10 protein-coding genes and 1 pseudogene are annotated in these 11,801 nt (G+C 72.2%); 9 read left to right on the top strand and 2 right to left on the bottom strand.

What is annotated here, in order from left to right:
• From AB0M76_RS43075 to AB0M76_RS43035, 9 genes are all read left to right on the top strand, one after another.
• Window positions 1-1,176 (top strand): hypothetical protein (locus tag AB0M76_RS43075; RefSeq protein WP_365958233.1); only part of this gene is annotated, 1,176 nt, incomplete at its 5' end.
• Window positions 1,177-1,653: 477 nt separating this feature from the next.
• Window positions 1,654-2,547: a hypothetical protein gene (locus tag AB0M76_RS43070; RefSeq protein WP_365958232.1), complete on the top strand. Its 894-nt coding sequence runs from the start codon at window positions 1,654-1,656 to the stop codon at window positions 2,545-2,547.
• Window positions 2,548-2,597: 50 nt separating this feature from the next.
• Entirely contained in the window at window positions 2,598-2,867 is a 270-nt protein-coding gene (locus AB0M76_RS43065) for a hypothetical protein (protein WP_365958231.1), read from the top strand.
• Window positions 2,864-3,970 (top strand): conjugal transfer protein, encoded by a 1,107-nt coding sequence (locus tag AB0M76_RS43060; RefSeq protein WP_365958230.1) that lies wholly within the window; start codon window positions 2,864-2,866, stop codon window positions 3,968-3,970. The genes AB0M76_RS43065 and AB0M76_RS43060 overlap by 4 nt, the downstream gene beginning before the upstream one ends.
• Window positions 3,971-3,983: 13 nt before the next feature.
• On the top strand, window positions 3,984-4,268 hold the full coding sequence (locus AB0M76_RS43055; RefSeq protein ID WP_365958229.1) for a hypothetical protein: 285 nt from the start codon (window positions 3,984-3,986) through the stop codon (window positions 4,266-4,268).
• Window positions 4,265-4,864: a hypothetical protein gene (locus tag AB0M76_RS43050; RefSeq protein ID WP_365958228.1), complete on the top strand. Its 600-nt coding sequence runs from the start codon at window positions 4,265-4,267 to the stop codon at window positions 4,862-4,864. The genes AB0M76_RS43055 and AB0M76_RS43050 overlap by 4 nt, the downstream gene beginning before the upstream one ends.
• Before the next feature lie 14 nt (window positions 4,865-4,878).
• Window positions 4,879-7,422, top strand: a complete 2,544-nt coding sequence (locus AB0M76_RS43045) for an ATP-binding protein (RefSeq protein ID WP_365958227.1) — start codon at window positions 4,879-4,881, stop codon at window positions 7,420-7,422.
• Window positions 7,419-9,824 carry a hypothetical protein gene (locus AB0M76_RS43040; RefSeq protein WP_365958226.1) on the top strand — a complete coding sequence of 802 codons (2,406 nt, stop codon included), beginning with the start codon at window positions 7,419-7,421 and terminating at the stop codon, window positions 9,822-9,824. The genes AB0M76_RS43045 and AB0M76_RS43040 overlap by 4 nt, the downstream gene beginning before the upstream one ends.
• Window positions 9,821-10,987 (top strand): NlpC/P60 family protein, encoded by a 1,167-nt coding sequence (locus AB0M76_RS43035; RefSeq protein WP_365958225.1) that lies wholly within the window; start codon window positions 9,821-9,823, stop codon window positions 10,985-10,987. The genes AB0M76_RS43040 and AB0M76_RS43035 overlap by 4 nt, the downstream gene beginning before the upstream one ends.
• Window positions 10,988-11,040: 53 nt before the next feature.
• Here AB0M76_RS43035 and AB0M76_RS43030 read toward each other — a convergent pair whose 3' ends face one another.
• Together AB0M76_RS43030 and AB0M76_RS43025 are read right to left on the bottom strand one after the other, a co-directional pair.
• Window positions 11,041-11,391 carry a hypothetical protein gene (locus tag AB0M76_RS43030; RefSeq protein WP_365958224.1) on the bottom strand — a complete coding sequence of 117 codons (351 nt, stop codon included), beginning with the start codon at window positions 11,389-11,391 and terminating at the stop codon, window positions 11,041-11,043.
• 188 nt (window positions 11,392-11,579) lie between these two features.
• Window positions 11,580-11,801: pseudogene (locus AB0M76_RS43025) on the bottom strand (transcriptional regulator); the annotation flags it as partial.

The following is an 11,801-nucleotide window of genomic DNA, read 5'->3' as shown; positions in this document are numbered from 1 at the left end:
AAGCTGTGGGAGCTGCGGTCGTACGAGCAGGCCGTCGGCATGGAGCAGGACCGGCTGATCTACCAGGCGCGGCTGCAGGCCCGGTACGGGCGGGCATGGCGGCGTAAGGCTCCGGTGGAGGCGTTGATGCCGCTGCGGCTGGCCCGGATCGGCGTCCCGCTCGCGCAGACCGCATCCCAGGGGCTGACCGCAGCCGGCCTGAGTCCGGTACTGCTCTCTCGTCCCGAGCCCGAGCCCGAGCCCGAGCCTGCGCCCGAGCCGGAGCTGGTTGTTCAGGCCCAGGTGCCCGAACTGCCGACGGCAGCCCGCCCCCTCGTCGTTGAGGCACCCGCGCCGACTCAGGAAGCGGAATCGCCGGCCGAGCCAGTGGCGCCTGCCCCCGACGCTTGGGTGGAGATGTCCGAGCCCGCCCTCGTCGACCTGGCCCAGGCGGGCCGGGCCTTCGTGGCGCAGTACGGCGCGATCCCCTCCGCGGAGCAGTTCGCGGCGTTCCTCGCGCGGGACTACGGCCTGACCGACCAGGACACCGGCGGCCTTCTGCCCGACGTCCTCCTGGAGCCAGTGCTCGCCGAGCTCCAAGCGGCCGAACTCGAAGCGGCTGAGCGCGCAGCCGTACCGATGGATGAGGCGCCGGTGACCGAGGCGTCGACCGCGTCGACTCCGGCGTACGAGGAGCCGACCGGTGCGGGGGAGCCGCACCCGTTCTTCGGGGAGCAGCTCAGTCTCCGCAGTCTGTCGGAGCAGCCGGTCGAGTCTGCGCGGCTTCCCGCTGGAGCGGTCGCGGTACCGACGGCTTCCGTGACCGATGCCGGCCTGGACAGCCCTGCGGGCCGTCCCGTCGAGCAGCCCGTCCACGGGACGCCGACAGCTGCGGATGCGCAGGCCTGGGTGGCCGACATGACCGCGTCCGGTGAAGCCACCGCCCGCGTGCCCCGGCAGCAGAACAACGACGAGTCGGCCGAGGCCGACCCGATTCAGAACGAGATCGAACAGGTGGCCTCCTGGCTGGCCGAAGCCGAGGACGCGGGGACGCGACTGTCGGGAGCGGAGGTAGCCCGGCGTCTGGGGGTCTCGCCCAAGACGGGTCAGCGCCGCGTGCTCGACGGGCAGAAGCACCTGGAGGAGCAGCGTCGGCAGCAGGGCCGGGCGCACCTCCGGTCCGTCGGCAACAGCTGACTGGCCCTCCCTCGGGCCGCGGTGACCGGTCATCGGTCACCGCCGCAGGCCGCCGCGTGCGGCACTCGGGCGGTGACCGATCGGCGCGTGACCGTGCCGTGACCGATGGCCGGACCGCCCGTGACCGATACCGGGCCCGGTGACCGGTGACCGATCCGGGCCCCATCGGTCACCGGTCATGACCGATCCGCAGCGACCGGTCACCCGTCCGCCGCGCCTGTCCCGACCTCCTCCTGGGCAAGCCTGCGTACCGGTATCCCGGGGCTTGCCCACCCCCCAGGCAGGCTTGCCCAGAGTTGCATGGACCGGTCACGAGGAGGCTTGCCCAACCCCCCATCAGGCTTGCCCAATCGGTCACGGGAGGCTTGCCCGGCTATAGGGCAAGCCTCCCATCTGCGTTTTTAGGGCTGCGGGCAAGCCTTCGGGCAAGCCGGTCTGAGGAGAGTTCACGGCACGAGATCCGAAAGGAGACGTGCCGTGCACGACGCTTCGCACCCCGCCGCCGGCGGCGGGTACTTCGACCGGCTGGACGCCGACTGGGCCGCGCTGTGTGCGGACCCCGCCCTCCAGCGAGCGGTGACCGACTGGGTGACCGATGGCCATCTGACCGACGGCATCGCGGCGGTGACCGATTCCTGGGCCGGCTGCCTGACACCCGCCCAGCTCCTCGCCGCGCTCCGCCCGGCGGCCGACGGTGTGACCGATGCGCTGACCGATGCCGTCCTGCGCGCCCTCCTTCAGCGCGCCGCCGGCCGTGACCGATCGGCCGCACTCGCCGGCCGCGTCATCGTCCAGGCGATGCTGCCCGCGGTCATCCGCATCACCCGTGGACAGGTCCGCGTGACCGGTGGCCGGACCCGCGACGCGGTCGGTCACGTGACCGTGGCCGCCCTCTACGAAGTGGCCCGCGCCGGCCGCATCCACCTTCGCCCCGGACGGCCCGCCGCCAACCTCGCGCTGGACACCCTGCGCCAGGTCCTGACCGAGCTCGCCGCCGAGCACAGCCCGGCGGGGGAGGACCTCGCCGCCGCCGAGAACCTGGCCGACCCGGCGCCGGGCCCCTACGAGATCGCCCGCGCCCGCACCGTCCGCGCGGCCGCCGCGGAAGCCGGCCTCCACTCCGGCCCGGTCGACGACGCCGCGCTCGCCCCGGCCCGGCTGGAGCTCCTGGAGCTCCTTCTCGACGCGGTGCGCGACGGCGCGCTGTCGACCGCGGACGCGCAGGCGCTGGCCTGGCACCACATCAGCGGCGGCATCCCGGACGCCGAGGCCGCCGCCCGCGCCGGCACCACGGCCGGCGCCTGGCAGCGCCGCCGCTCGCGGGCCCTGGCCCGCCTCACAGCATCCCTCCAGCCCGAGGCCGCGGCATGAACCGGACCACCGCCCCGGCCACCGTCCGCTCCCCCCTTTGGAGATGCGTCTTGACCACACACGCCGCCGCGACGTCGCTGGACGCGGACGAGGAGCGCGTCACCCGCGCGCAGCGTCTGCTCATCCACCTCGGCGCCGCCCTCGTCGCCCGCCCCTTCGACACCGGCACCCACGAGAAGCTCCGCGCCTTCCTCGACGAGGACGCCGAGCCGGTCCTCGCCTCGCTCGCCGCGCTGCGCCGCCGACCCGAAGCGGAACTCCGCAGCCGGATCGCGGAGCTCGCCGGCCACACCCTGCGCTCGGCCGGAGGCACGGCATGAGCCTCCTCCGCACCGGCCGCCAGAAGCCGGCCGCACCGGTCGAACCGCAGCCGCCGGCCGCCCAGGAGACCGAGGTCGAGCAGGACGCCGGCTGGGTCGGTGGCTGGTCCACCGGCGCCCAGGCCAACTCGGCCGCGCTGATCCGCTGGATCGTCTGGGGCCTGATCGCGCTCGGCCCGCTCCTGGGAGCACTCGCCTACCTCTCGGCGCCCACCACGTCCGCGGCCCCGGCGCCCAAGACCGCCCCGTCCGCACCGTCCGCGAGCGGCGGCCAGGGCGCGGCCGGCTTCGCCAGCCTCTTCGTTGCCGCATACCTGTCCGCCGGCCGCGGCGACGAGCCCAAGCTCGCCGCCTACTACCCGCCGGCCGCCAGCATGCAGCTCGACGGAGTCTCCGCCAAGCACCGGGGCGAGCAGCTGACCGTCGTCCGGCTCCGCCAGACCGACACCTCCGTCTGGGCGGTCACGGTCGCGGCCCGCGTCACCGGCGCGCAGCCTTCGCCGGCGCCGGCCACGCAGCCGGACGCCTCCCCGTCTCAGTCGGCCGACGCGGTGCGCTACTTCCAGGTGCCCGTCGCCACGGCGCCCGCTGCCGGGGGAGCGACCGCGTACACCGCGCTCGCGCTGCCGGCCGAGGTCGCCGCCCCTGAGCGGGCCAAGACCCCGGAGCTGGTCTACGGCGCGATGCGCCCGGCCCTGCCGTCCGACCCGCGCACCCAGGCGGTCACCAGCTTCCTGAGCGCCTACCTCACGAAGGCCGGCGCCGAGCTCGACCGCTACCTCGCCCCCGGCACCCGCCTGGCCGCTCCGTCCCCGGCCCCGTACTCGGGCATCGCGGTGGACCAGCTCGCCGTCGAGGGCGAAACCGGCGGTGAACCGGTCGTCTCCGTCCCCGGCGACGGCACCACCCTGCGCCTGCTCGTCACCCTCCGGGCGACCGGCCAGGACGGGGTGCGGCTCCCGCTCACCTACGCCCTCACCCTCAAGGCCCGCGCCGGCCGCTGGGAGATCGCCAGCCTCGACGGCGCCCCCGCCCTCACCCCACCGACTCCGGCCGCCTCCGGCGCCCCCGGTCCGGCACCCACCCCCACCCCCACCGCATAAGAGGAGCACCGTCATGCAGGACACCATCACGCTGGCCGCGGGCTGGATCCAGACCGGCACCGGCCTCGGCACCGACATCAAGAGCCTGATCTTCGACGTGGCCATCCCGGCACTGTGCGGGATCTTCGTCGTGGTCGTGGGCTGGAAGACGAAGGCACCCGGCCCGACGATCATGGCCGTCATCTTCGCGGCGGTCGTCTGGGGCCTGTCCGCCAACATGGGCGCCCTCAAGAACAAGACCACCGAGGACATCGTCCAGTACCAGGGCGGCCCCAACGCCGTCCGGAGTGACCAGTGACCGAGGCCACCGCCGGTGGCGGCGAGCTGGACTTCGAGCTGATCGGCCGCTGCTACACCAAGGCGCGACGCGCGCCGCTGGTCCACGGGGTGATCCGGGACGTCAACGGCGGCCGGGGAATCCGGCTGCCCGGCGGCCCGTACACCCTCACCCAGCTGGCCGGGATCGTCTCCACCGTGGCGGCCCTGATCCTGACCCGCCCGGGGTGGGGCGGCCACGGCTGGCTCGACGTCGCAGCCCTCATCGTCCTGCCCGCCGTGGTGGCGTTCGTGCTGCGCCACCTCCACATCGACGGCCGCAACCCGGCGGCCGCCCTGCTGAGCATCGCCCTGATGCTGGCCGCGCCCCGGCGCGGCCAGCTCCGCGGCCGCGCCTACCGACCGGCCCGGCCCACCCGCGGCGCCACCCGCATCCATCTGCCCGCGGACGAACCCGCCGAAGCCATCGCCCCGACGAGCGCCCCCGCACCCGTCCGGCCGAAGCCGGCCGGGCCCGCGCCAGCGGCGCCCACCACTGAGCCCGCGGCATCTGCCGTGCCGGTGGCGTCGGGGGTGCAGGCCCTGCTCGCCCGCCGCGCCCCCACGACCCGTACCTGACTGGAGAACTGACGATGCGCCTGCCGATCCGGCACGTCCAGCAGAACCTGATCTTCACCACCCACGGCACCGTCTGGGCCGTCTGGCGCGTCGCCGCGACCAACTACTCCCACGCCCCGGCCGCCGTAAAGCGCCGCCGCCTCAAGGCCCTGGAAGGCCTGTTCAAGGCGATGACCGGCGAGCCGATGCTCATGAGCCTGTGCCCGCAGATCGACCCGACCGCCGTCGTCCGCGCCATGGTCGACGACATCGACCTGGAGCGCGCCCCCCGCTACGAACGACTCGGGCACGCCGTCCTGGACCAGCTGGAGACCATGGAGCTGACCGGCCGCACCGACTGGCTCGCGCTCCCGCTGCCCCCGCTGTCCCAGAAGGACGCCGTGATGTCCGCGTTCCGGGCGGCACGGGCAGAAGTCTCCCTGCAGCTGGGTCTGATGCCCGCCGTCGTCACCGACGCGGAGGTGCAGCGGCGCCTGGAGCAGGCCCAGCGGATCCAGGCCCAGTGGCCCTCCGGTGTGTCGATGCGCCCGGCCTCCGAGGCGGAAATCCTGTGGATCTACGGCCACTCCGCGCGCCGCGGCCTCGCGGAACCGTTCCTGCCCGACGGCACCGAGACCCCGGTCCGAGGCCGGGGCCGCAACGTCGCGGCCCTGGGGGAGATCCTCGTCGCCGATGGCGGCGCCGACTTCAGCACGGGCCCGGCGCTGCCGGCCAACCCGTTTGCCCGGCGCTTCCTTCAGGTCTCCAGCGAGTGGGGTGACTCCTACCAGGCGCTCCTGGCCCTCTCGGAGATGCCCGAGGCGTTCGCCCTGCCCGGGGCGGCCTACCTGCAGCAGCTCGATGACCTGGCCTACCCCGTCGACTGGACCGCCCGGCTGGTCATCGTCCCCGGCTCGAAGGCCGAGCCGAAGATCCGCAAAAGGGCGCGGCATCTGAAGGCGCAGGCCGCCGAGTACGAGGGCGACCCGGCCGGGCCGCCCGCCGCCGTCGCCCGAAACCAGGCCGACAACGAGGAGTACCACGAGCGGCTCACCGCGAACCGGCGCGAGGTCGAGATCCGCGCCATGGTCACCCTCGCCGTGTGGGGCCACAGCCCCGACGACGCGATGGACCGCGCCGCCGCCCTCGCGAGCGACTTCGGGTCCACCGACTACACCTTCTCCCGCCCCGCCGGCGAGCAGACCAGCCTCTGGCAGGCGATGCTGCCCGGCTGCCGCACCCCCCGCGTCATGGCCGGCTACGCGCAGATCCTCCTCGCCCGGGACTTCGCGATGGCCATGCCCTGGTGCGGCTCCCAGCTCGGCGACGACCGCGGCGGCCTGTACGGCCTTCAAGTCGCCTCCGGCGGCGCCCGCCCCGTCCTGATCGACCCCGCCCGCGGCCCCCGCGAGAACGCGAGCGCGTCGATGGCCTGGCTCGGCGAGCTCGGCGCCGGAAAGTCGGTCGGCATGAAGGGCGCCGTCTACAACGTCCTCGCCCGCGGACACCAGCTCGGCCGGCCCGGCAGCCGCGGCCGCGCCGTCATCGTCGACCGCACCACCGACCAGGAATGGGCCCGCTTCGCGAAGGCGTGCCCCGGCACCACCCAGCTGATCCGCATCGACCACACCGCCGAGGTCTCCCTCGACCCCCTGCGCCTGTACGTGAAGAACAGCCCCCAGGTCGCGGCCCGCTTCACCGAGTCCTTCCTCACCCTGCTGCTCGGCGTACGCCCGATGGACCTTGAAGGCGTTGCCCTGTCCGAAGCCGTCCAGGCGGTCCTCGCCAGGCCGGAGCCGTCGATGCGCGCCCTGATGGACGAGCTCACCAGGCGCGGCGCCGAAGACGCGGCCGCCCACGGCCTGGCCCGCAAGCTCGCCTCAGTCGCCCGCAAGGACTTGGCGCGGGTCGTGTTCGACGAGACGCTGCCGGTCGTCGACACCCACAGTGCCGACAGCGTGGTCTTCCTCGTCAGCGCGCTCGCCCTGCCCAAGAAGTCCGAGCTGGCCTCCGAGCACCGGATCCAGCGCTTGGAGTTCGAGAAGGTCCTGGGCCGGGCGCTGATGTACCTCATCGCCGCAGTCTCCCGGGAGACCGCGATGCGCTCCCGGGACGAGTTCGCGGTCACGGTCTTCGACGAGTGCTGGTGGCTCACCTCCAGCGACGAGGGCCTGGAGCTGCTCCTGGAGCTGCTGCGCGACGGCCGCAAGCGCAACGCCGCCGCGTACGTCGGCAGCCACGACGCCGACGACATCGGCCCGGCCGACAGCGAGAAGGGAATGATCGTCCGCGGTCTCATCCCGCACAGGTTCGTCTTCCGGCAGACCAGCCGCCCCCTGGCCGCGCGCAGCCTCGAATTCCTGGGCGTGGACTCCACCGACACCGAGCTGCTGGACCTGGTGACTGGCGGCCTCTCGCCGCTCGGCCTGCCCGACGACCAGCGCCGGGCCCGCGCGGGGGAGTGCCTCTACCGCGACCTGGCCGGCCGCGTCGGCCTCATGCGAGTCCTCATCCCCCGCGACCGGGCGATCGAGCGCGTCATCCACACCACCCCGACCAGCCAGCAGGCGGCGGCATGATGACCCGTCGCGCCCCGTGGAAGCGGCTGCGCCTGCTCGGAACAGCCCGCCTGCGCCTCGCCCTTCTGGTGGCGGCGCTCGCCGCTACCGCCTTCACCATGCTCACCTCGCTGCCGGCCCTCGCCGAGCCGAGCCCGGCCGCGACCCCGACGCCCACCAGCCCGCCGACGGTCAACCCCCTCGGACCCAACCCGCCCGGGACGCGTACGCCCACTCCGGAAGAGCTCGCCGAGATCGAGAAGATCATCGGAGAATTCAACAACCGGCTCTCCGACTCCGTGAAGGAGGCCTACCTCAAGACCGAAGAGGAACGCCTGCGCAAGCTCCTGCCCGACGAGGGCGGTGTTCTCGCGGTTTTCAGCGTCACCGACCGCAATCGCATGCCGATCTCGGCCTACACGGTCAAGTCGGACACCGGCGGGCTGATGGACTGGGACCTCGGTATCCAGAACCTGATCACCGAACTCTGCTTCATGATCACCAAATGGGTTGTCGCGTTCTGCTGCTGGCTCATCGCCTGGGCCCTCAGCTTCGGCCTCGCCAAGCTGCTCCTGACGCCCGTTCTGTCCGTCGCCAACTCCCTGCACACCCAGGTCATCCTGCAGATGGGACTGCCCAGCCTCTTCCTGTCGGTGTGCGCACTCGTCTGCGTGGCTCGCATCTTCTTCGGGGACCGGGCCAAGGGATGGGGAGACGCCGCTCTCTCCCTCCTCATCGCCGGCCTGACAGCCACGCTGCTGTCGTCGCCCCCGCAGATGCTCCTGGGCGAGCAGGACGGCGCCGTCGCCGTTGCCCGCGGCCTGTCCCTCGAGGTCGCCGACGTCATCCTCGACGCGAATCCGGGCGAGCGTGAAAAGGACCCCGACGACGAGGACTCCGCCAGCGGCCGCGCGCTCTCCCGCCCGCTGACCGACGCCCTGACCGACGCCTTCATCGTCAAGCCAGCCATGCTGCTCCAGTACGGCCGGGTCTTCAAAGGTGACTGCGCGAAGAAGTACTCCGACACCAAACTCACGCAGCTCGCCTACGACCGGGCGGTCACCGAGCAGATGGAGCGGCTGAAGAAATTCAACAGCTACCGCGCCTGGATCGACCCCACTGGTGCGCAGATCACCGACTGGACGATGCCGATCGCCAAGCAGTGGGCGATCGACCACTTCGGCAACCCCCCGATGGAGGCATTTGAGAAGCAGTGCGTCGAAGGCGATGCTCAAGCAGCCAAGCGGGCTTCCATGGACAAGGTCGGCGGGGCAATCTTTCTGTTCGTCGCCGCGCTGATCGTCACCGTACTCATCACGGGTCTCGCAGGTTCCTTCCTCGTCGCTCAGTGCCGCATTGCCTGGGACGCCGTACGCGCTGAACCCGCCCTCATTGCCGGTCTCGTACCCGGAGCCGGCCGAGCCTACCTGTGGGACTGGGCGGCCTCCGTCCTGCACTCACTCGGCCAGCTACTCGCCTCCATCATCGGCCTCGCCGTCCTCATCCTGATCATCCAGGCGGTCCTCGACCCCGTACAGACGGAGAAGAGCACCGAACTCACCCTGCGCTTCCTCGCCGTGGACGTCGTGTGCATCGGCGCACTCAAGAAGCGCAAGGCACTCACCGTCAGGTCCAAGCAGGTCGCGGCGAACTTCCGCGCCAAGATGTCCGCCGCCCGGATCGGCGGGACCAACGGCTCCGTCTTTACCCCCTCCTCCACCCCGGTGCCCAAGAACAAGTCCATCGCCCGCAAGGTCACCCGCGGAGCGGTCCGTACCGCGATGGTCGGCGTAGCCCTCGCCTCGGGCAACCCGATCGCCGCCCTCGGCTATGCCACGTCCTCCAGCGTCAGCACCGTCGCCCTGATGAACCGGATCCAGTCCGGCGGCAGGGGCAGCGGCAACCGGCCGGCCCGGCCGACGGGCCACCAGCCCCAGCCCCAGCCCCAGCCGGGCAACGCCGGCAACCCGGGACAGACACCGCCCGTACCGCCGCAGAACCCGCCCGTACCGCCGCACAACCCGCCCGGCTCCCCGGCGAACCAGCAGCTCCCCGGCGGCCCGGCGCACAACCTCGCCACCAGCAGCAGCCAGGCGGTCACCGTCCCGAACCAGCTGCCGGGCGGTCCGATGTACCAGCGCGCCGGCACCAGCAGCAGCCAGGCGACCACCACAGTGAATCCGCCCAGTCCCCAGGCCACGCAGGCGACGAGGCGACACCAGCCCCGTTACCAGGTCCCGACCCAGCCGGCGTCCTCGCCGCGCCAGCAGCAGCTCCGGCAGCGCCTGGACCGTGGCACCCCACGGCAGCCCGGCACACGCCGCCTCCCCTCCGCGACGCCGCGGCGGCTCAGCGACGCGTCCCTCAGCCGTAACGAGGAGCGGGAGCTGAACCGCCGTCGCCGCCAGCAGCGCCGATCATGAAGAAGAAGTTCAAGGGGTGGCTGGCCGGCGTCGCAGGCCTGCTCGGCCTGGCGCTCGTCCTGCTCGCCGCAATCGGAGCCCACGTGGCCGGCCTCGGCCAGAGCGAAGCCGAGGCCGCCGCAGCGGCAGCCAGCTGCCCCGCCGGCGGCCAGCCCGGCCTCGATCCGGACACCGCCGGCATAGCCCGCAAGGTCAAGGAGATGCTCGCCGGGAGCGGTGACGTGAACGTCCCCGGCCTCGACGAGCCCAAGAAGCAGATCCCCAACGCGAAGGTCATCGTCGCGACCGGCATCCAGAAGCGGGTGCCGGCCCGCGGCCAGGTCGTCGCCCTCGCCACCGCCCTCCAGGAGTCCACCCTGATCAACCTCGACCACGGCGACCGCGACTCCCTCGGCCTGTTCCAGCAGCGGCCCTCCCAGGGCTGGGGAACCCGCGAGCAGATCATGGACCCCGTCTACTCCTCCGGGAAGTTCTACGGCGGGCTCGTGAAGATAAAGGACTGGGAGCAGATGCCCGTCACCGTGGCCGCCCAGAAAGTCCAGGGCAGCGCCTTCCCCGACGCGTACGCCAAACACGAAACACTCGCCACAGCCCTCCAGCAGGCCATCGCCCCCACCCTCGGCGCAGCTCCCGTCGGCCCGATGCCGGGACAGCCCGGTCTCGGCGGCTTCGGTGGCCCGGGACGGTGCGCCGGCCAGGGCGCCGGCAACGTGGACCTCGGGGAGATCCCGCCCGGCTCGCTGCCAGAGGGCTACCAGATCCCGGCCACGGCGCCGACGGAGGTGAAGACCGCGATCCGCTGGGCCCTCGGCCAGCTCGGCACCATGTACCAGTGGGGCGGCAGCTGCACAAACCCCCACGGCAGCGACCCGTCCGAGCGGTGCGACTGCTCCTCCCTGACCCAGCGCTCCTACGGAGTCGCTGGCAAGGAGATCACCCGCACCACCTACACGCAGATCCACGACGGACGAGCCGTCCCGGCCAGCGCCATCGCCCCCGGCGATCTGCTCTTCGTCCGGGGTACGGCTGACGCCCCCGAGCATGTGGCCATGGCCATCGGCTACGGCTACGTCGTGCACGCGCCTCGGACTGGTCGGCCCGTCTCCGTGGTCCAACAGAATGAGCTCGGCCCGATCCTTGTCGTTCGGCGCATCGTCGGCTGAAAGGGCTGTGCCCGCCCCGAATACCACGGTGCGGTGCGGGCACAGCGCAGTGGTCAGTGCCGGATGGTCACGCAGGGGCGTTCGCTGCGGTGCTCGAACCGCGAGCAGATCCGGTCTCCGTGCCGGTAGGACTTGTTCACCTTCCAGGCGACGACCTCGAATTTGTGCCCGCCGTACTCCACCGGTTCGGTGGCCTTCCAGGACCCCACGGTCTGAATGCGCTTGCCGCCCCGCACCAGGAAGGTCTCGGCCCGGGCGCCCGGGTACCAGCCGTTCAGGGTGGCCCGCACCTCCTGCACCTTCAGGCCTTCGCCGATCACGCCAACGCCCACCGGGCCCTTGTCAGCCCCACCACTCGCGTACGCCGGAGCCGTACCGGCCAGCACGAGAGCCGCCGCAGTCATGTACATCGCTTTCCCCATGACGAGATCAACGGCGCTAGTGCCGTGAAGGGCACTGCCCGGGCCCGGCTGTCCTTCGACATCGAAGATAGTCGCGCGCAGCGCGCTGATCTGGGGCGACTGGGTTGGTTGTCAATGGGTGCGGCTCGTCTCGAGTGAGCTGGCTGTGCTGTCTCGTGAGGTTGGTGCCGCTAGGCGGAACTGGTGGTGCTGGCCGGCAGGGCCTGCTGATAGAGCGCCACCAACACGCCGTGCAGGGGCTGGTCTTCTGCATTTTCCTCGGCCTCGTCGACCAGTTTGGCGAGGGTCTCGCCGAGCTCTCTTGCCTTCGTGGGGCTGAGACGCAGGTGGCGCAGTGTCAGGTGGGTCTCGGCGGGGGAGAGGTCCAGCTCCTGGGCGAACACGGCGAGCAT

Source organism: Streptomyces sp. NPDC051364 (assembly GCF_040682115.1).
In the GTDB taxonomy this organism is placed as follows: domain Bacteria; phylum Actinomycetota; class Actinomycetes; order Streptomycetales; family Streptomycetaceae; genus Streptomyces.
This window is presented reverse-complemented; position numbering and strand designations above follow the sequence as displayed.

Excerpts from the sequence above, each read along its gene's own strand:
- AB0M76_RS43035 (WP_365958225.1), top strand. The coding sequence starts at position 9,821 with ATGAAGAAGAAGTTCAAGGGGTGGCTGGCCGGCGTCGCAGGCCTGCTC.
- AB0M76_RS43030 (WP_365958224.1), bottom strand. The coding sequence starts at position 11,391 with ATGACTGCGGCGGCTCTCGTGCTGGCCGGTACGGCTCCGGCGTACGCG.
- AB0M76_RS43045 (WP_365958227.1), top strand. The coding sequence starts at position 4,879 with ATGCGCCTGCCGATCCGGCACGTCCAGCAGAACCTGATCTTCACCACC.
- AB0M76_RS43060 (WP_365958230.1), top strand. The coding sequence starts at position 2,864 with ATGAGCCTCCTCCGCACCGGCCGCCAGAAGCCGGCCGCACCGGTCGAA.
- AB0M76_RS43040 (WP_365958226.1), top strand. The coding sequence starts at position 7,419 with ATGATGACCCGTCGCGCCCCGTGGAAGCGGCTGCGCCTGCTCGGAACA.
- AB0M76_RS43055 (WP_365958229.1), top strand. The coding sequence starts at position 3,984 with ATGCAGGACACCATCACGCTGGCCGCGGGCTGGATCCAGACCGGCACC.